Annotated in this window: 17 protein-coding genes; 9 read left to right on the top strand and 8 right to left on the bottom strand. The window is 70.4% G+C overall.

Annotated features, from left to right (window positions below; all coding sequences use genetic code 11):
• Nucleotides 1–2: 2 nt before the first annotated feature.
• The 3 genes from nusA to OG2516_RS11450 form a co-directional block, all read right to left on the bottom strand.
• The gene (nusA, locus tag OG2516_RS11460) at nt 3–1,631 is read right to left on the bottom strand and encodes a transcription termination factor NusA (protein ID WP_007255836.1); all 1,629 of its coding nucleotides are present in this window, start codon (nt 1,629–1,631) and stop codon (nt 3–5) included.
• Complete coding sequence (gene rimP / locus OG2516_RS11455; RefSeq protein ID WP_007255835.1) at nt 1,631–2,224, bottom strand: ribosome maturation factor RimP; 594 nt, start codon at nt 2,222–2,224, stop codon at nt 1,631–1,633. Before rimP ends, nusA begins: the two co-directional genes overlap by 1 nt.
• A gap of 139 nt (nt 2,225–2,363) precedes the next feature.
• Nucleotides 2,364–3,536, bottom strand: coding sequence for an MFS transporter (locus tag OG2516_RS11450; RefSeq protein ID WP_007255834.1), 1,173 nt, complete (start codon nt 3,534–3,536; stop codon nt 2,364–2,366).
• A gap of 213 nt (nt 3,537–3,749) precedes the next feature.
• Here OG2516_RS11450 and OG2516_RS11445 point away from each other — a divergent pair, with 213 nt between their 5' ends.
• From OG2516_RS11445 to tdh, 9 genes are all read left to right on the top strand, one after another.
• Nucleotides 3,750–5,321, top strand: coding sequence for an ABC transporter substrate-binding protein (locus OG2516_RS11445; RefSeq protein ID WP_040615159.1), 1,572 nt, complete (start codon nt 3,750–3,752; stop codon nt 5,319–5,321).
• A 68-nt stretch (nt 5,322–5,389) separates the two neighbouring features.
• A complete protein-coding gene (locus tag OG2516_RS11440) occupies nt 5,390–6,484 on the top strand; it encodes a M24 family metallopeptidase (protein ID WP_007255832.1) in 1,095 nt (364 codons plus the stop codon).
• A complete protein-coding gene (locus tag OG2516_RS11435; protein WP_007255831.1) occupies nt 6,478–7,485 on the top strand; it encodes an ABC transporter permease subunit in 1,008 nt (335 codons plus the stop codon). Before OG2516_RS11440 ends, OG2516_RS11435 begins: the two co-directional genes overlap by 7 nt.
• 1 nt (nt 7,486) lies before the next feature.
• Nucleotides 7,487–8,395: an ABC transporter permease subunit gene (locus OG2516_RS11430; RefSeq protein ID WP_007255830.1), complete on the top strand. Its 909-nt coding sequence runs from the start codon at nt 7,487–7,489 to the stop codon at nt 8,393–8,395.
• 251 nt (nt 8,396–8,646) lie between these two features.
• A complete protein-coding gene (locus OG2516_RS11425; RefSeq protein WP_007255829.1) occupies nt 8,647–9,627 on the top strand; it encodes an ABC transporter ATP-binding protein in 981 nt (326 codons plus the stop codon).
• Nucleotides 9,624–10,586, top strand: coding sequence for an ABC transporter ATP-binding protein (locus tag OG2516_RS11420; RefSeq protein WP_007255828.1), 963 nt, complete (start codon nt 9,624–9,626; stop codon nt 10,584–10,586). The genes OG2516_RS11425 and OG2516_RS11420 overlap by 4 nt, the downstream gene beginning before the upstream one ends.
• Nucleotides 10,587–10,740: 154 nt before the next feature.
• Entirely contained in the window at nt 10,741–11,928 is a 1,188-nt protein-coding gene (locus OG2516_RS11415) for a glycine C-acetyltransferase (RefSeq protein WP_007255827.1), read from the top strand.
• Nucleotides 11,925–12,506 (top strand): class I SAM-dependent methyltransferase, encoded by a 582-nt coding sequence (locus OG2516_RS11410; RefSeq protein WP_007255826.1) that lies wholly within the window; start codon nt 11,925–11,927, stop codon nt 12,504–12,506. The genes OG2516_RS11415 and OG2516_RS11410 overlap by 4 nt, the downstream gene beginning before the upstream one ends.
• Complete coding sequence (tdh, locus tag OG2516_RS11405; protein WP_007255825.1) at nt 12,503–13,540, top strand: L-threonine 3-dehydrogenase; 1,038 nt, start codon at nt 12,503–12,505, stop codon at nt 13,538–13,540. Before OG2516_RS11410 ends, tdh begins: the two co-directional genes overlap by 4 nt.
• Before the next feature lie 75 nt (nt 13,541–13,615).
• Here the strand turns inward: tdh and OG2516_RS11400 are convergent, their stop codons facing one another.
• The 5 genes from OG2516_RS11400 to OG2516_RS11380 form a co-directional block, all read right to left on the bottom strand.
• Complete coding sequence (locus OG2516_RS11400; protein WP_007255824.1) at nt 13,616–14,398, bottom strand: efflux RND transporter periplasmic adaptor subunit; 783 nt, start codon at nt 14,396–14,398, stop codon at nt 13,616–13,618.
• A complete protein-coding gene (locus OG2516_RS11395; protein WP_007255823.1) occupies nt 14,388–15,848 on the bottom strand; it encodes a TolC family protein in 1,461 nt (486 codons plus the stop codon). Before OG2516_RS11395 ends, OG2516_RS11400 begins: the two co-directional genes overlap by 11 nt.
• Nucleotides 15,849–15,971: 123 nt before the next feature.
• Nucleotides 15,972–17,954 carry a M50 family metallopeptidase gene (locus OG2516_RS11390; RefSeq protein ID WP_007255822.1) on the bottom strand — a complete coding sequence of 661 codons (1,983 nt, stop codon included), beginning with the start codon at nt 17,952–17,954 and terminating at the stop codon, nt 15,972–15,974.
• Nucleotides 17,927–19,510 carry an RND family efflux transporter gene (locus OG2516_RS11385; protein WP_007255821.1) on the bottom strand — a complete coding sequence of 528 codons (1,584 nt, stop codon included), beginning with the start codon at nt 19,508–19,510 and terminating at the stop codon, nt 17,927–17,929. The genes OG2516_RS11390 and OG2516_RS11385 overlap by 28 nt, the downstream gene beginning before the upstream one ends.
• 13 nt (nt 19,511–19,523) lie before the next feature.
• A complete protein-coding gene (locus tag OG2516_RS11380) occupies nt 19,524–19,835 on the bottom strand; it encodes a DUF3467 domain-containing protein (protein WP_007255820.1) in 312 nt (103 codons plus the stop codon).
• Nucleotides 19,836–19,858 lie beyond the last annotated feature (23 nt).

Genomic DNA, 19,858 nt, shown 5'->3' with positions numbered 1-19,858 from the left:
CCTCAGGCCGGGGCCTGCTCCTCTTCGCTCGGCTCCTCGCCACCGTCTTCCGCGGCGGCCTCGGGCATCAGATCGTCGGGATCGACCCAGCCGAGCAGGACGCGCGCGGTCATCACCATGTCCTGCGCTTCCTCGAGGCTGACGTCGAACTTCTCGAGCACGCCGTCGTCCTTGACCCGCTCGCCGTTGACCGTCGTCCAGCCGCCGGCCAGCTCCCAGTCGGCGCAGGTGGCGAAGTCTTCCAGCGTCTTCACGCCGTCCTCGGCCAGCGCCAGCACCATCGCGGGCGTCAGGCCCTCGAAGTTGACGAGGCTGTCCTCGACGCCCAGCTCGCGGGCCTTCTCGAGCGCGACGCGGTTCTGCTCGTCGAGCACGTCGCGCGCGCGGGCCTGCAGCTCCTGCGCGGTGCCCTCGTCGACGCCGTCGATGACGAGCAATTCGTCCTGCTCGACGTAGGCGACTTCCTCGAGGTTGGTGAAGCCCTCGGAGACGAGGAGCTGCGCGAAGAACTCGTCGAGGTCGAGCGTGTCCATGAAGAGCTTGGTGCGCTCCTCGAACTCGGCCTGGCGGCGCTTGGACTCTTCCTCTTCGGTCATGATGTCGATGTCGAGCCCGGTGAGCTGGCTCGCCAGCCGCACGTTCTGGCCGCGACGGCCGATGGCGAGGCTGAGCTGCTCCTCGGGGACCACCACCTCGATGCGCTCGGCGTCCTCGTCGAGCACGACCTTCGAGACCTCGGCGGGCTGCAGCGCGTTGACGAGGAACGTCGGCATGTCCTCGTTCCACGGGATGATGTCGATCTTCTCGCCCTGCAGCTCGTTGACGACGGCCTGCACCCGGCTGCCGCGCATGCCGACGCAGGCGCCGACCGGATCGATCGAGCCGTCGTAGGAGACGACACCGATCTTGGCGCGGCTGCCCGGGTCGCGGGCGACGGCCTTGATCTCGATGATGCCCTCGTAGATCTCGGGCACTTCCATCTTGAACAGCTCGGCCATGAACTCGGGCGCGGTGCGGCTGAGGAAGATCTGCGGGCCGCGCTGCTCGCGGCGCACGTCCTTGATGTAGCAGCGGATGCGGTCGCCGGGGCGGTAGCTCTCGCGGCCGATCTTCTCGTTGCGGCGCAGCACCGCCTCGCCGGCGCCCACGTCGACGATGACGTTGCCGTATTCCTCGCGCTTGACCAGCGCGTTGATGATCGTGCCGGCGCGGTCCTTGAACTCTTCGTACTGCTTGTCGCGCTCGGCCTCGCGGACCTTCTGCAGGATCACCTGCTTGGCCGACTGCGCCGCGATGCGGCCCAGCTCGACCGGCGGAATCTCCTCGATGTACTGGTCGCCGACCTTCGGGTCGTCCAGGTACTGCTTGGCCTGCTCGACGGTCAGCTCTGCCTGGTAGTTCTCGAGCTCCTCGTCTTCCACCACGGTGCGCACCCGGGTGAAGGTGGCGCGGCCGGTGCGCCGGTCGATGGAGACGCGGATATCCATCTCGGCGCCGTAGCGGCTCTTGGCGGCGCGGGCGAGGCTCTCCTCCATGGCCTCGACGACGAGGCCCGGGTCGATCATCTTCTCGCGCGCGACCGCCTCGGCGGTCTGCAGCAGCTCAAGCTGGTTGGCAGAGGTAATGGCCATCAGTCGTTCTCCTCATCCGAGCCGTCCAGGACGGTCTCAACCTCGTCGAAATCTTTCTCGTCGATCTGGCCCGCGTCCTTGCGGGTCTTCAGCACTTCGCGGATCAGCTCGTCGGTCAAGACCAGCTTGGCGTCACTCAGCCAGTCGAACTGCAGCCCGATCGTCACCGGCTCGCCGTTCTCTTCGATCTCGATCAGCACCTCGCCGCCCTCGACGCCGCCGAGCTCGCCCTTGAAGCGGCGGCGGCCGTCGATCAGCTCGGTGGTTTCCAGCTTGGCGACGTAGCCCTGCCAGCGGTCGAAATCCTTCAGCCGGGTCAGGGGGCGGTCGATGCCGGGGCTCGAGACCTCGAGCGTGTAGGCGTCGAGGATCGGGTCCTCAACGTCGAGCACGGCGCTGACGGCGGTCGAGATCTCGGCGCACTCGTCGACCTCGATGGTGCCGTCGGGCTTCTGGGCCATGATCTGCAGCACCGGCGTGTTGCCGCCCTGCAGGCGCACGCGCACCGTCTCGAAGCCCATGTCGGTGATGACGGGGTCGATGATCTCGGTGATTCTGCGGTCCATCGCCGTCTTGGCGATCAGGTCGGACATGGCGGTCTCCAGGCACAAAAAAACGGGCCAGCGGCCCGTTGCGAGTTCCGGTGGAGCCCCGGGTTTGGACCCCGACGCACCGCTGTTGAGCAGCCACATACGCCCGGGTCCGCCAGAATTCAAGCCCTCACGCGCGCCCTCACTCGGCGGGTGCCGTCCCCGCCACCGGCCGCCGGCCCAGCGCGCTCGAGGTCAGGAAGCTCAGCGCCACCAGCGGCAGGCCCACGGCGAAGGCGGAGCGCAGGCCGAAATGCTCGGCGATGAAGCCGAGCAGCGGCGGGCCGAGGAGGAAGATCACGAACGAGATCTGCGCCACCGCCGCGACGTTGACCGCCGCTGGCCGGTCGGTGCGCTGCGCCGCCGCCGAAATCGCCAGCGGGAAGATCGCGCTGGTGCCGAGCCCGAGCAGCGCGAAGCCCGCCAGCGCGAAGCCGGGCGCGGGCGCGAACACCACCAGCAACAGCCCGGCGGCCATGGCGGTGAACAGCACCTGCGCGACGTTGTAGGGCGAGTGCTTCTCGACGAACCCGTCGGCGAAGAAGCGCGCGCTGGCCTGGAAGAAGGCGAAGGTCGCCACGGCCACGCCCGCGGTAAAGGCGTCGGCGTCGAAGACGCTGCGCATGTAGATGGCCGACCAGTCGATGCTGGCCCCCTCCATCAGCATCGCCGACAGCGTCACCGCCACCAGCAGCATGATCGCCGCTGTCGGCCGCGCGAAGAGCGGCGAATCGGTCGCCTCGCCGACGCGCGGCGGAGCCGGCGCGTAGTCGGACATCAACAGCGCCAGCCCGCCGATCACGATCGGCACCACCAGCGCGAGATGAACCTGCGGCGACACGCCGAAATGCGCCATCGTGGCGCCGAACAGGCCGGCGCAGAAGAAGCCGATGCTCCAGAACGAGTGCGCCCGGTTCATGATGCGCTTCTTGAGCAGCGCCTCGGTCCGGTCGGCCTCGACGTTGAGGATCACCTCGCTGCCGCCGATGGCGAGGCCGACGGGCAGCAGCAGCAGGAACAGCCCCACCGGCCCCGACGCCTGCACCGCGATGGCGAAGAACAGCGCGACCGAGGGCAGCAGCACCATCAGCGAGCGGCGGTAGCCGATGCGGTCGAGCACCGGCGCGGCCAGCGACAGCGCGATCAGGGTGCCGATCGGCGTGCCGATCAGCGCCAGCCCGAGCGCGCCCTCCTCGATCCCCATCGCCTGCTTGATGTCGGGCAGGCGCGGAAACAGGTTGCCCATCGCGAAGGAATAGATGGCGAAGCCCGCGAAGACGCGGCGATCGGGGGTGAGGCTCAGGCCGAGGGGCATGACGGACGTCCGGGATGACATGACAACACCGCGCCACCTTTGCCCCGGCCCGCGGGGAATGCCAATGCCGCATCGTCAAGAACCCCCTGCCGCTACGGCATGAAGTGACTGACGGCTATGCTCTGCTTGCAACGCTGCGAAATCCCGGCAAGTCTGTGCGCATGCCTCGCCGGTCACAAGGCGGGGAAGGTAACTGTTCGACAGGAGAACGACATGAAGATTCGTAACATGCTCGCAGGCGCCAGCCTGCTGGCTGCCGGCGCCGCCATGCCGGCGTTCGCCCAGACCCTCGTCTATTGCTCCGAGGGCTCGCCCGAGGGCTTCGACCCGGCGCTCTACACGTCGGGCACCACCTTCGACGCGTCCTCGCACCCGATCTACAACCGCCTCGTAGAGTTCAAGACCGGCACCACCGAAGTGGTTCCCGGCCTCGCCGAGAGCTGGGAAGTCTCCGAGGACGGCATGCAGGTGACGTTCAACCTGCGCCCGGGCGTGAAGTTCCACTCCAACGACATGTTCACCCCCTCGCGGGACCTGAACGCCGATGACGTGATCCACAGCTTCGAGCGCCAGATGAACACCGAGGGCAGCTGGGAGTACTTCCAGGGCATGTCGATGCCCGACCTCATCGAGTCGATCGAGAAGGTCGACGACATGACGGTGCAGTTCAACCTGACCCGCCCCGAAGCGCCCTTCATCGCCAACATGGCCATGGATTTCGCCTCGATCGTGTCGAAGGAATACCACGACGCGATGGCCGAGGCGGGCACGCCCGAGATGGTCAACCAGGCGCCGATCGGCACCGGCCCGTTCCAGTTCGTCGACTACCAGGCCGACGCCGTCATCCGCTACGCCGCCAACGAGGACTACTGGAAGGAAGGCCTGCCCAAGGTCGACAACCTCGTCTTCGCGATCACGCCCGACGCCTCCGTGCGCTACCAGCGCCTGCAGGCCGGCGAGTGCCACGTGATGCCCTACCCGAACCCCGCCGACATCGAGGCGATGAAGGAGGCCGAGGGTATCGAGGTGCTCGAGCAGGAAGGCCTGAACGTCGGCTACCTCGCCTACAACACCACGATGGAGCCCTTCGACAACCCGGAGGTCCGTCGCGCGCTGAACATGGCGATCGACAAGGACGCGATCATCGACGTGGTCTTCCAGGGCTCCGGCCAGGTCGCCAAGAACCCGATCCCGCCGACCATGTGGTCCTACAACGACGACATCGAGGACGACCCCTACGATCCCGAGGCCGCGCGCCAGATGCTGGCCGATGCCGGCGTCGAGGACCTGTCGATGAAGATCTGGGCGATGCCCGTGCAGCGTCCCTACAACCCGAACGCTCGGCGCATGGCCGAACTGATCCAGGAAGACTTCTCCGAGGTCGGCGTCGACGTCGAGATCGTCTCCTACGAGTGGGGCGAGTACCTCGACCGCTCGCGCGCCATCGACCGCGACGGTGCGATCCTGCTTGGCTGGACCGGCGACAACGGCGACCCGGACAACTTCCTCGCCGTGCTGCTGGGCTGTGACGGGGTCGAGAACTCGAACCGCGCCCAGTGGTGCCACGAGCCCTTCGAGGAGCTGATCCAGGAAGCCAAGACCCTCTCCGACCAGGAAGAGCGGGCCGAGCTCTACCGGGAGGCCCAGGAGATCTTCAAGGAGCAGGCGCCGTGGGCGACCATCGCGCACTCCGTCGTCTTCATGCCGGTGCGTGAAGAGGTCGAAGGCTACGTCGTGCACCCGCTCGGCGGCCACATCTTCACCGAGGTCGGTCTCTCCGAGTAACCGCCCCTGCGTTAGCAACTCCGGGCGGGGCCATCGCTGGCCCCGCCCGCCTTGTTCAAGGCACATCCATGACCGACCGCCTGCGCCCCTTTCGCCAGCTGGCCCGCGACCTGAAGGTCGACGCCGTCGCCCTGGTGCCGGGGCCGAATTTCCGGCGCACCTTCGACAAGGATTTCGGCAGCCACGAGCGCCCGCTCGTCGTCGTGATCTCCGCCGAGGGCGCCCCCGCCGCCATCGTGCCCAATCTGGAACTGCGCTCCTTCGACCTGATCGGGTTCGAGGGCGAGGTGTTCGACTGGCGCGATCAGGACGGCTATTCCGACGCCTTCGCCGCCCTCGCCCGTGCCCTGCCGCTCGAGAGTCTCGCCGTCGAGGGCCAGGTGATGCGCGTTTTCGTCCACCACGCGCTCGCCGAGGCGCTGCCGGGGCTGCGCATCGTCGATGCCGAGCGCGAGATCTCGGGCCTGCGGCTGCACAAGACGCCCGCCGAGGTCGCCGCGCTCGAGGAGGCGATCCGGATCTCCGAGGCGGCGCTGGCCGAGACGGTCGAGGCGGTGCGGGTCGGCATGACCGAGAAGCAGGTCGAACGCCGCCTGCTCACCGCGCTCTACGGCCACGGAGCCGAGGACACCGCCTTCAGCCCCATCGTCGCCGCCGGCAAGAACTCGGCGCGCCCCCATGCCCATGCCGGCGACTACGAGATCGCCGCGGGCGACGCGCTGCTGATCGACTTCGGCGCGCGCTGGGGCGGGCTCTGCGCCGACATTACCCGCACCTTCTTCGTCGGCCATGCCGATGACGAGGCGCAGCGCGTCTACCGGACGGTCCTCGACGCCAACCGGCGCGGCCACGAGATCACCCGCCCCGGCGTCACCGCCCACGAGATCGACGACGCGGTCATCTCCGTGCTCGAAGCTTCCCCCTACGCCGAGCGCATCCGCACCAAGACCGGCCACGGCCTCGGGCGCGACGTGCACGAGGCCCCCTACATCATGCGCGGCAACCACACCGCGCTCGAGCCCGGCATGGTCTTCACCAACGAGCCGGGCCTCTACGACATCACCGCGTTCGGCGTCCGCATCGAGGACGACATCCTCGTGACCGACGATGGCTGCCGCTCGCTCACCACCTATCCCAAGGAGCTCACGGTGATCGGATGCTGAGATACGTCCTCGCCCGCCTGTTGACCTTCGTGCCGACCTTCATCGGCGTCACGCTGGTCTCCTTTTCCTTCATCCGCCTGCTGCCGGGCGATCCGATCATCGTCATGGCCGGCGAGCGCGGCCTGACCGAGGAGCGCTACGCCGAGCTGCAGCAGCAGTTCGGCTTCGACCGGCCGCTCTGGGTCCAGTTCTGGGACTACTTCACCGGCGTGCTGCAGGGCGATCTCGGCCAGAGCTTCGTCACCAAGCGCCCGGTCTGGGACGAGTTCTTCACGCTCTTCCCCGCCACGCTCGAACTGTCGCTCTGCGCGATCATCTTCGCCATCGTGCTGGGCCTGCCCGCCGGGGTGATCGCCGCGGTCTACCGCGGCAAGTTCTTCGACCGGGCCCTGATGTCGACGGCGCTCGTGGGCTACTCGATGCCGATCTTCTGGTGGGCGCTGCTGCTCATCATCGTGGTCTCCGGCAATCTCGGCTGGACCCCGGTCTCCGGGCGGATCGACCTGCTCTACTTCTTCGACGACGTCACCGGCTTCATGCTGATCGACTCGCTGCTTTCGGGGCAGGAGGGGGCGTTCACCTCCGCCGTGCGCCACCTGATCCTGCCGACCATCGTGCTCGGCACCATCCCGCTGGCGGTGATCGCGCGGCAGACGCGCTCGGCGATGCTCGAGGTGCTGAGCGAGGACTACATCCGCACCGCCCGCGCCAAGGGGCTGCGGCCCTCGCGCGTCAACGGGCTCCACGCGCTCCGCAACGCGATGATCCCGGTGATCACCGTGATCGGCCTGTCGGTCGGCACGCTCATGGCCGGCGCGATCCTGACCGAGACGATCTTCTCCTGGCCCGGGATCGGCAAGTGGATGGTCGATTCGATCTTCCGCCGCGACTACCCAGTGGTGCAGGGCGGGCTGCTGCTGATCGCGGTCATCGTGATGATCGTGAACCTGACGGTCGACCTGCTCTACGGCCTCATCAACCCCAAGATCCGGAAGCGCTGACATGTCCGACGCCTCCACGACCATAGCCCGCACCGTCCCGACCCGCCGCCCCGGCCGGCTGAAGGACTTCTGGAGCTCGTTCCGCGAGAACCGGGGCGCGGTGATCGGCCTCTACGTCTTCGCCGCCTTCGTGCTGATCGCCATCGGCGCCGACATCCTCGCTCCCTACGACCCGACCGCGCAGCACCGCGCCTTCACGCTGGTGCCGCCGGTCTGGCAGGACGGCGGGACGTGGCAGTTCCCGCTCGGCACCGACCCGCTGGGCCGCGACATGCTCTCGCGGCTGCTGCACGGGGCGCGGTTCTCGTTCTTCGTCGGCATCGTCGTCGTGGTCGTGGCCGCGTCGGGCGGGATCATGATCGGGCTGATCGCCGGCTTCGCGCCGCGCTGGCTCGACACGATCATCATGCGCATCATGGACATCATCCTCGCCTTCCCGTCGCTGCTGCTGGCGCTGGCGCTGGTGGCGATCCTCGGGCCGAGCCTGATCAACGCGATGATCGCCATCGCGCTGGTGCTGCAGCCCCACTACGTCCGCCTGACCCGCGCCTCGGTGCTCAACGAGCGCGGCAAGGACTACGTCGTCTCCGCCCGCGTCGCCGGGGCCGGCCTGCTCCGGCTGATGTTCATCACCGTGCTGCCCAACTGTCTCGGGCCGATCATCGTGCAGGCGGCGCTGTCCTTCTCGACCGCCATCCTCGACGCGGCGGCGCTCGGCTTCCTCGGCATGGGCGCGCAACCGCCGACGCCGGAATGGGGCACCATGCTGGCCGAGGCGCGCGAGTTCATCCTGCGCGCCTGGTGGGTCGTCACCCTGCCCGGCGTCGCGATCCTCGTCACCGTGCTCGCCATCAACCTGATGGGCGACGGTCTGCGCGACGCGCTCGACCCGAAGCTGAAGCGGAGCTGAGCGGTGGGCAAGTTGAGCGCAAAGGGCAGCGCCGTCACGGCGGGGCGGGCCGACACCGCGGACCGCCGCACTTCAAAGCACCAGCGTTGTGAGCCTCGCGCCGACCTCGCCAGAAGCGCCGCCCCGGGGGGGCGTGACGGCGCTGCCCGGTGTGCCACCGGGCGGAGCACGGGTGCGAAGGGCGCTGCGCGGCCCGTGGCCGGGCGGGGCAGCCGGCCGATGCGACATACACACACCACAGGGAGCCACCCATGAGCCTCCTCGACATCCGCAACCTCTCCGTCGACTTCGCCACCTCGACCGGCACGTTCCGCGCCGTCGACAGCGTCGACCTGTCCGTCGATGCCGGTGACCTGCACGCCATCGTCGGCGAATCCGGCTCCGGCAAGTCCGTCTCCATGCTCGCCGCGATGGGCCTGCTGCCCTGGACCGCGACGATCACCGCCGACACCCTGGCCTTCGACGGGCGCGACCTGCGCGACCTCTCGCCCCGGGCGCGGCGGCGGATCATCGGCAAGGACATGTCGATGATCTTCCAGGAGCCGATGTCCTCGCTGAACCCGTGCTTCACCGTCGGCTTCCAGATCAAGGAGGCTCTGCGCCAGCATCTCGACCTCGACCGCAAGCAGCGCCACGCCCGCGCCATCGAGCTGTTCGAGATGGTCGGCATCCCGGCCCCCGAGAAGCGCCTCTCGGCCTTCCCGCACCAGCTCTCGGGCGGCATGAACCAGCGGGTGATGATCGCCATGGCCATCGCCTGCAAGCCGCGCCTGCTGATCGCCGACGAGCCCACCACCGCGCTCGACGTGACGATCCAGGCGCAGATCCTCGACCTGCTCACCGGGCTGCAGGCCGAGACCGGCATGGCGCTGATCCTGATCACCCACGACATGGGCGTGGTCGCCGAGACGGCGCGGCGGGTGTCGGTCCAGTACGCCGGCCAGAAGGTCGAGGAGCAGGAAGTGGCTTCGCTGTTCTCCGACCCGCACCACCCCTACACCGCCGCCCTGCTCGCCGCCCTGCCCGAGCGCGCCACCGAGCGGCGGCTGCCGACCATCCCCGGCGTCGTGCCGGGGCAGCACGACCGGCCCGAGGGGTGCCTGTTCTCGCCGCGCTGCAAGTTCGCGGACGAGCGCTGCCGCACCGTGCCGCCGCCGGTCCAGCCGCCCGCGATCGGACTGGCGCGCTGCCACTATCCCCTGAACGTCCCCGAGGAGGCCGACGCGATATGACCGCTCCCGAACCCGTCCTCATCGCCGACGCGCTGGGCCGCGACTATTCCGTCGGCGGCGGCCTGTTCTCGCAGGCCCAGACCGTGCGCGCCGTGGCCGAAACCTCGTTCACCCTCGCGCCCGGCCGCACCCTCGCCGTGGTGGGCGAGTCGGGCTGCGGCAAGTCCACCCTCGCGCGCATGGTGACGCTGATCGAGGAGCCGACCTCGGGCCGGCTCGTCATCGACGGCACCGAGGCGCGGCCCGAGACCTGGGCCAGCCTGCGCACCTCGGTGCAGATCGTGTTCCAGGACCCCTACGGCTCGCTCAACCTGCGCCAGAAGGTCGGCACGATCCTCGAGGAGCCGCTCAAGATCAACCGCCCCGAGCTCTCGGCCCGCGAGCGCGCCGAGAGGGCGCGGGCGATGATGGAGCTGGTCGGGCTGCGCCCCGAACATTACGACCGCTACCCGCACATGTTCTCCGGCGGCCAGCGCCAGCGCATCGCCATCGGCCGCGCGCTGATGCTCGAGCCCAAGCTGCTGGTGCTCGACGAGCCCGTCTCCGCGCTCGACCTGTCGATCCAGAGCCAGATCCTGAACCTGCTGATGGACCTGCAGGAGCGGCTCGGCCTCGCCTACCTGTTCATCAGCCACGACCTGTCGGTGGTGCGCCACCTCGCGGACGACGTGATCGTCATGTATCTCGGCCGCCCCGTCGAGACCGGCCCCAAGGACGCGGTCTTCTCCGCGCCGCGCCACCCCTACACGAAGGCGCTGCTCTCGGCGACGCCCTCCGCCGACCCGCAAGGGCGGCGCGAGCGGATCAAGCTGTCGGGCGAGTTGCCGTCGCCGCTGGCCGTGCCGCCGGGCTGCCCGTTCGCGCCGCGCTGCTGGAAGACGCAGGACAAGTGTCGCGAGGAGCGCCCGAGGCTGGAGGGCGAGCCGCATCCGGCGGCGTGCTTCTTCCCGGAGAACTGACCCGCCCGCCGCGCGGCTGGCGGCCGGGGGATGCCTCCGGCGGGGATATTTGCAGGACAGAGGGGCGGGGGCGGCGCGCGGACGGGGCGGTCGCGCGAGCGTCACTGGCAAAGGGCGGGCGGGGCGCGTTAGACAGGCGGCAAAGGAGACCGCCATGTCCGCACCGTTCCTCGCCCACATCCGCGATCAGCTCGCCGAGATCGACGCCGCCGACCTGCGCAAGGTCGAGCGCGAGATCACCTCGCCGCAGGGCGCGCGGGTGGATGTCGCCGGCCGCGAGCTGATCAACCTCTGCGCCAACAACTACCTCGGCCTCGCCGACGACCCCCGGCTCGTCGCGGCGGCCAAGGCGGCGATGGACGACCACGGCTACGGCATGGCCTCGGTGCGCTTCATCTGCGGCACCGCCGACCTGCACCTCGAGCTCGAGGCCCGCCTCGCCCGCTTCCTCGGCACCGACGACGCGATCCTGTTCGCCGCCTGTTTCGACGCCAACGGCGCGCTGTTCGAGCCGCTGCTCGGCCCCGAGGACGCGGTGATCTCCGACGCGCTGAACCACGCCTCGATCATCGACGGCATCCGGCTCTGCAAGGCGCAGCGCTTCCGCTACGCCAATTCCGACATGGCCGATCTCGAGGCCAAGCTGAAGGAGGCGCGGGCCGGCGGCGCGCGGCACGTGATGATCGCCACCGACGGCGTCTTCTCGATGGACGGCTACCTCGCCGACCTCGGCGCGATCCGCCGCCTCGCCGACCGCTACGACGCGCTGGTGATGGTCGACGATTGCCACGCGACCGGGTTCATGGGGCCGAAGGGCGAGGGCACGCCCGCCCATGCCGGTGTCAGGGCCGACCTGCTGACCGGGACGCTGGGCAAGGCGCTCGGCGGCGCGCTCGGCGGCTACATCGCGGGGCCACAGCCGGTCATCGACCTGCTGCGCCAGCGCGCGCGGCCCTACCTCTTTTCCAACGCCCTTCCCCCCTCCATCGTCGCGGCCGGGATCAAGGCGCTCGAGATCGTCGAGGCCGGCGACGATCTGCGCGCGCGGCTGTTCGAGAACGCCAGGTATTGGCGGGCCGGCCTGACCGACGCGGGGTTCGACCTGCTGGAGGGTGAGCATCCGATCATCCCGGTGATGACCTACGACGCCGGCCGCGCGCAGGCGATGGCGAACCGGCTCTACGAGCTTGGCGTCTACGTCTCGGGCTTCTTCTATCCCGTCGTGCCGAAGGAGCGCGCCCGCATCCGTACCCAGATGAACGCCGCCCTGACGCGCGAGGACCTGGACCGGGGCATCGACGCCTTCACGCGGGCCGGGCGCGAGACGGGGGTGCTGGCATGAGGGGCGACGTGCTCGGCGTCTACGCCGCCAACGCGGCCAAGCTGCAGGCCAAGTTCGACCGGCTGAGCGCGGAGGACGTGCTCGGTGGCGTGATCGACCACCTGCCGCCCGCGCCGGCGCGGGTGCTCGACATCGGCGCGGGCAGCGGGCGCGACGCGGCGTGGTTCGCGGCGCGCGGCGACAGGGTCACGGCGGCGGAGCCCGTCGCGGAGTTCCGCGAGATCCTCGCGGCGCGGCTGCCCGGGGCGGAGGTCGTGGACGCGGGCTTGCCGGGCCTCGACGGCCTCGTCGGGCCCTATGACCTGATCCTCGCCAACGCCGTGTGGCACCACCTCGCGCCGGGCGAGCGCGCGGCGGGGCTTGCCCGGATGGCCGACCTGCTCGCGCCCGGGGGCAGCATCGCGCTGGCCCTGCGCCACGGGCCGGCGGGGCACGACGGGATGGTCCACGCGATGGACGCCGACGACGAAATCGCCCGCGCCGGCGAGGCCGGGCTGCGCCTGTGCCATCGCGGGCCGGGCATGGCCGAGGAGGCCGGGATATCGTGGACATGGCTGGTGCTGGAGAGCGACCAATGAGCAACCAGATGCGTGCGCTGGAGAAGTCGAAGCCCGGGGAAGGGCTCTGGATGATCGATGCGCCGGTGCCCGAGATCGGGCCGGAGGACGTGCTGATCAAGGTCCGCAAGACCGGCATCTGCGGCACCGACATCCATATCTGGAAGTGGGACGAATGGGCCGCCCATACCGTGCCCGTGCCGCTGATCACCGGGCACGAATTCGCCGGCGAGATCGTCGAGCTGGGCCGCAGCGTCACCGATCTCGAGATCGGGCAGCGGGTCTCGGGGGAGGGGCACCTGATCGGCCACCAGTCGCGCCAGAGCCGGGCCGGCAAGTTCCACCTCGACCCCGGCACCCGCGGCATCGGCGTCAACGAACAGGGGGCGTTCGCCGAGTATCTCCGCCTGCCCGCGTTCAACGTGGTGCCGCTGCCCGACGCCATCGACGACGAGATCGGCGCGATCCTCGATCCGCTGGGCAACGCGGTGCATACCGCGCTCAGCTTCGACCTCGTCGGCGAGGACGTGCTGATCACCGGCGCGGGCCCCATCGGCATCATGGCTGCCGCCGTCGCGCGCCATGTCGGCGCGCGCCATGTCGTCATCACCGACGTGAACCCCGAGCGGCTGGCGCTGGCCGAGAAGGTGGCCGACGTGACGCCGGTCAACGTCGCGAGCGAGGACCTCGCCGACGTGATCCCGCGGCTGAAGATGAAGCAGGGGTTCGACGTGGGGCTCGAGATGTCGGGCAACCAGCGGGCGCTCGACCAGATGGTGGAGAACCTCGTCATGGGCGGGCGCATCGCGTTGCTCGGCATTCCGCCGGGCAAGTCGCCGGTGGACTGGAGCCGGATCGTCTTCAAGGCGATCACGATCAAGGGCGTCTACGGCCGCGAGATCTTCGAGACCTGGTACAAGATGATCGCGATGCTGGAGAACGGGCTCGACGTGCGGCCGGTCATCACGCACCGGTTCAAGGCGGACGAGTTCCGGGACGGGTTCGGCGCGATGTTGTCGGGCGGGTCGGGGAAGGTGGTTCTGGATTGGAGCTGACGGCGGGGCGTGTGCCGGGCTGAAGCCGGCCTACGGTCGGTATGCCGGTAGGCCGGGCTTCAGCCCGGCCCTCCCTCAGTTCGCCAGCTGGCAGCGCGAGCCCGGCTGCACGTCGGGGTCGTCGAGCTCGAAGAACACGCTGATCGTGTCGGACGAGACGTCGGCGACCGGCGAGACGTAATCGAACGTCACCGGCACGGCACCGGCCCCGTTGACCGTGACGGCGTAGCTGTCGCGCGCGAGGACGTCGTCGATCAGCTGCGACGGGACGTAGACCTCGACCCGCATCGGCCGGGTGACCACTACGCGGGCGACGGGGCCGGAGGCGGTGGTCTCGCCCGGCGAGATCAGCTCCTCGCCCACGATCCCCGAGACCGGCGCGACGACGGCGGATCGGGCCACCTCGAGGCGCGCGCGGTCGGCCTCCATCGCGGCGACGTCGAGCAGTTCCTGCTCGCGGAGCAGCTCGGCGCGGGCGGTGGCGAATTCGAGCTCCGCCTGGTTGAGGTCGTCCTGGCTCACCGCGCCCCGGTCGCGGGCGCGGCGCATGATGCTGACGCGCCGCTCGGCCCCGGCCAGCCGGGAGCGGGCGACGGCGAGCGGGCCCTCGAATTCGGCACGGCGCTCGGCCAGCGCGGCCTGCGATTCGAGCAGGACGGTATCGAGCCGCACCAGCAGATCGCCCGCGGCGACCTCGTCGCCGGGAGCGACGGCGACCTCGGAGACGATCCCCTCGCGCGGCGCGCTGACCTCGACGACGCGGCTCGGCCGGATCGCGCAATTGAGCGGCGGCAGGGACTGCGCCGCCACCTCCTGCGGCAGCAGCAGCGCCAGTGCGAGGAGCAGCCTAGTTCGCAAGGTTCTCGCCCGTCAGGTACGAGAACAGCGCCCAGGCCCGCAGGTACTCGAGCCGGTAATAGTCGAGCTGCTCGCGCGCCTGGCTCTCGCGCAGCCGCTGCGAGGCGACGGCGAAGTCGCGCGACACGCCGGTCTGCACCAGCGCCTGCTCGTCGGCCGAGATGCGCGACGCCGCCGACAGGGCACCCTGCGCACGGGCGATGGCCTGCGACAGCTCCGCCATGCGGGCGTGGGTGGCGCCGACCTCAGCGGTGATCTGGCGCGAGGTAGAGAAGTAGGCCAGCGCCGCCTCGCGGAAGTCGATCCGCTCGATGAGGTTGCGGAAGCCGTCGCCGTTGGAGTTGAACAGCGGGATCGTCAGGCGCACGCCGATGGTGGCGTCCTGGGTCTCGCTGCCGCCGCCGAAGCGGCTGTCTTCGCGGTTCTCGTTCTCGAGCCGCGCGAAGGCTTCGAGGACCGGGCCGAAGTCGGCGGCGATGGCCTGGCGCTTCTCCAGGTCGGCCTCGGCGACGCCGATGATCGCCTCGAGGATCTCGGGGTTGTTCTGCCGCGCCTTCTCGACGGCGGCGGCGGCGGAGATCTGGCGCTCGGTGCCGAACACGTCGCCCGGCACGTTGGCGATCTGCACGTCGTCCACGACGATGCCCGAGGCGAACGACAGCTCGCCGAGCAGGCGCTGCAGCGTCGCGCGCTCCTGGGCGATCTCGACCCCGACATTCTCGCTGTCGAGCCGCAGGCCGCGGAAGGCGCCGGCCTCGAGGCCGATGGCCTGCAGGTCGCGCAGGGTGCGCTCCTGGCTGGCGATCAGGCCGCGACGGCGCTCCATCTCGGCGATGCGCGCCTTCGACTGCGCGGCGGCGAGGTAGAGGTCGAAGACCTCGTAGGCGGTCTCCTTGACCGCGGCGACATAGCGGACCTCGGCGCGCGAGCGCGTCGTGTTGGCGAGCCGGATGCCGTAGATGCGGGACAGGTCCACGATCGGCTGGCGCAGTTCGACGCTGGCGGTGGTGACGGGGAAGTCGGCCTCGCCGAGTTCGAAGACCTCGTTGTCGGTGCTGACGACCTGCTGGTTGACCTGCTGGTACTCGACGGCCGCGTTGATCTGCGGCGTGTAGCCAAAGATCGCGTTGAGCCGCCGGGCGTCGGCGGCGTTGATCGCCTGGGCGGCGCGGCCGATCTCGGGGGCGGTCTCGAGCGCGCCGGCGAGGATCGCCTGCACCGAGACGGCGCCGCCGGGGGTGCTGGCGGCGGGGCCGGAGAAGCGGGCGGCGAGTTCGGCCGCGGTCTCGTTGCCGCTGAGTCGCTCCTCGGCCATCGCGACGAGGCGCTCGCGCTCCTCCGCCGGCAGGCCACTGGCCGCGAGTTCGGCGAGCCGCTCGTCGGTTGCCTTGTTGACGAGCCCTTCGCTGCAGCCCGACAGGGCGATGGCGCCCGCGATGATGAGAGGCAACCTGCGTCGCATTCCCCAACCCCTTCTGATGTCCCTGCCGAGCTTTTAACAAACCCCGGGCGGAATTGACCGCAAAGCAGCATGTTACCCCATCGTCAGCCCGGGGCGTGGCCAATCCGCAACTTAATCGAGGCGCTGGATCCGGTCGCGCAGCTGCGCCTCGCGGAACGTCTCCACGAGGCCCTCGCCCCAGAACAGGACATGCCGCCACGCCGGCTCGCGCGGGAAGACGAGGCGCATGTGGATGCGGCTCGAGGCGGCCTCGGCAGGGGGCAGCGGCACCTCGGCGGTGAGGGCGAAACTGCGCACGCCGCTCTCGTCGTCGCGCTGCGCCCGCTCGACCAGGCTCATCGCGTCCTTGTCGAGCACCGGCCCCAGCACGCCGATCTCGCTGCGCAGCTCGCCGCGCACCGCGCCGTCCTCGAAGCGGCGCAGCCAGGCCTCGGGGAAGTCGGCGCGCATCCGGGCGCTGGCGGCGTCGGGCAGGAAGGTGCCGTAGGGCGCGCCCTCGGTCAGCCACGCGCCGCGCTGCAGTCCGGGCGCGGCGACGAAGGTGCCGGGGCCGGGGGCGGTGCGGACGAGCGCGTCGATGGACTGGCGCGACAGGGCGAGACGCTCCTCGAAGGCGTCGAGCTGACTACGGGCGACCTGCGCCCGCGCCTCGTTGACGCCCTGCGCCGCACCGAGCTCCAGCGCCGCCTGCTCGCGCTCGAGCGCCAGCACCTCGGCCCGGGCGACCAGCGCCGGGTTGGCGAGCGCCAGCAGCGCCTCGCCCTCCGCCACCGGGCCGTCGGGGCGCAGCTCGGCCACCGCGCCCTGCGTCTCGACGGTGAGCGCGTAGGTCTCACCCACGTCGAGTGTCAGGGGCAGCAACAGCACCGGCGCGGGTCGCCAGAGCAGCAGCAGCGCGGCGAGCCCGGCGGCGAAGCCCGCGAGCATCAGCCGCCGGATGCGGCGCGCCTTCGCCCGCCGCTCCGGATCGCCCGAGACCTGCGGCACCGCGCTGTCGGCGAGCAGCGGCGAGAAAAAAGTCGCGTAGATGCCCCAGCCGACGAGCAGCACGCCGAGCCCGAGGAACTTCGGCAGCAGCGCCCAGACGATCGAGACGATGATCCAGACCTTGTAGAGCGCCGACAGCAGCGCGTAGCCCAGCATCGCCCAGCCCCGCCGCCCACGCGGCCGGGCGCCGTCGTGGCCGAGCGCCGTCACCCAGCGGCGCGTGGCGCGGAAGGCGGTCATCGCGTTGGCGTTGAGGTTGCGCTCGCCGATGGCGTCGGACATCGCGAAGTAGCCGTCGAGCTTGATCAGCGGGTTGGCGTTGAACAGCACCGAGTTGATCGCGCTGAAGACGAAGATATTGCCCAGCAGGGTCGTCCAGAAGGTCCCGTCGACCAGGTGCCACGCGACGAAGGCCACCATCGCCACGACGATATCGGTGAACAGCCCCGCCAGCGAGATCAGGATGCGCTCGCGCCGCCCGACGGTGACGTCGGCGTCGGAGATGTTGACGAATGGCATCGGGTACATGCCGATCAGCATGATCCCCGCCGTGCGCACCGGCGCGCCGAGCCGGAGCGCGGTCAGCACGTGGCCCAGCTCGTGGATCACCTTCAGCAACGGCGCGATGAGGGCGAAGGTGGCGATCGCCTCGAGCGAGAACACGTCGCGGAAGGCGCCGAGGATCGCCCAGTCGGTCCGCGCGCCGAGCCACAGGCAGGCCAGCGCCAGCAGCGCCACCGCCCAGCCGAGCGCGGGGCGCAGCACGGCCCGCGCCAGCCGCGCCAGCTCGGGGGCGTAGCGGCCGACGTCGAACAGCTCGAACGACTGGAACAGCGGGTTGAACTTCGCCGCCTTCTCGAGCCCCTGCCGGCGGATGCGGTCGAAGGTCGAGAGCGCGGCGTAGATCGCCTGCAGCTCCGGCTTGCTCAGGGTCACGTCGCCCCCCGCGACGAGCTTCTGGCCGCGCCGCATCGCCATCGCGATGGGTTCGGGCAGTTCGAGGATCTCGCCGGTGCGCCGGTCGGTGGCGAGGTACATCGCCCTGCCCCGGTCGGCCGAGATCGTCAGGTCGACGGCATTCAGATCCGCCAGCCGAAGAGTGTCCATGTCCTGAGCCTCAGCCATTCCACCGCGTAGCGCAACGCCACCACTCCCGCCGGGGCGCGGCCGGCCTCGATCCGGGCGTAGCCGGTGAGCCCGGTGATCAGCCGCTCCTGCGGCCCGCCGGTGATCTCGGCACGCACCATCGGCGCGACCTCGCCCTCCTGCTGCCCCGGCACCGGCACGGCGGCGCTCGCGAGGCGGATCGGGAAGGTCGCGTCGGCGAGGCCGCGGAAGTAGACCTCGCCGGACTGGCCCGGCTCGAGCGCCGGCGCGTCGAGCTCGGAAGGGGCGAGCATCAGGTCGAATGCAGGCACCTGCTGGATCGTCGCCACCGGCTCGCCCAGCGGGTAGAACTGCCCCGACGCGCCACGCGGCAGCGCCTGCACGACGCGGCCCGCCACGGGGGCGGTCGGGGTCAGCGCGGCGATCTGGTCCTCGAGGTTGGCGACGCGGGCCTCCGCGATCAGCCCGCGCTGCTCGGCCGACTGAAAGCCCGCGTAGTCGTTCTCGGCCAGCGCGTCCTGCGCGTTCACCGCCTCCACCTTCACCTGCAGCTGCGCCTCCGAGAGGTCGGCGAGCAGCTGGGGCGCGTTGAAGCGGGCGATCGGGTCGCCCTCGGCCACCTCGTCGCCGGGGGCGACGAGCACCGTCTCGAGGAACGCGTCCGACAGCAGCGCGACGATCTCGGCCTCGCGCGCGATGGTCTGGCCGGTGGCGGGCAGGCGCACCGGCAGCGGCACCAGCGCGGCGAGGAGCAGCGCGGCGATCAGCACCGGCAGCACCAGCCGCCTCCACCGGACGCCCTTGCCGCCGCCCCGCAGCGGGCCGGTCATCGCCTGCACCAGCGCCGGCAGGCTGGCGTCGAGCCGCCGCCGGTCGGGATCGCCGAGCAGCAGCGCGATGCCGTCGCCCTCGGGCAGGTGCATCTCCAGCGAAGCGACTTCGAGCCGGTCGGCGAGCAGCTCGCATTGCAGCCCGATGCCGCTGTCCTGTCCCTCGGGCGCCGGATGGGCGGCGTGGGTGACGCCGGCCGCGGTGCAGCGCCGGACGAGGTTGCGGATCTCCTGGTCGAGCCGGGAATGGCGGCGGTCGTGGTGCACGATCCGTCCGGCCCGCCCGCCGCGCAGCCGGATCGCGCTCGCCGTGGCGGCGGCGCGGTGGCCGGTCAGCGCGTTGAGCATCACCCGCAGGCGCGGCACGGCGCGGCGCGCGCCGATGCGGTTGAGGTCGACCGCCAGCGCCTGCTGCATCTCCGCCGCGCCCGGTCCGTCGCCGCCCCCGCCACGGCCGTCCTCGATGCCCTGCGCGAGCTGCTGGAGGTGACGGATCCCGTCCGAGAGCGCCGCCATCGGCGGGATCGCCGGGATCAGGAAGAGGTAGACCGCCTCGCCCGCCGGCGCCGCGACGACGAGTTCCTCGCCCGCCCGCCGCGCGCTCGGCTTGTCCTGCGCCATCTGCGCGTAGGCCTCGCGCAGCCGCACGGCCTTGTCGGCGCCGAGCAGCACCGTCTCGGCCCCGTCCGGCGCCCGGCGCAGGATCGCGGTCGGCGCGCTCAGCATGTCGGTGCCCGGCTCAGACCTCGATCTTGCCGAACTGGTCCTCGTAGACCTTCAGCGACTGGTTGAGCACCAGCGCCAGCCGCTTGGCGGCGAACGGGCTCATCACCACGCGGTGGCTCAGCTTCACGTCGAGCTGCTTCTCGCCCGCCTGCTTCTGGCCGCGCCAGTTCTGGTGCAGGCCGAACAGCAGGAAGAATTCCTCGCGGTTGGCGGTCGCGGTGCCGATGTTGGCGTAGATCGACTCCATCGCGGAATCGTCCCAGTCGATGTTCACGTCATTGACCCGCTGCGGCGTCGCACCGCCACGTTCGTTCTCGTCGCTCATCGCGTCATCCCTGCCTGTCTCTG

The sequence above is a fragment of the Oceanicola granulosus HTCC2516 genome (genome assembly GCF_000153305.1).
In the GTDB taxonomy this organism is placed as follows: Bacteria; Pseudomonadota; Alphaproteobacteria; order Rhodobacterales; family Rhodobacteraceae; genus Oceanicola; species Oceanicola granulosus.
This window is presented reverse-complemented; position numbering and strand designations above follow the sequence as displayed.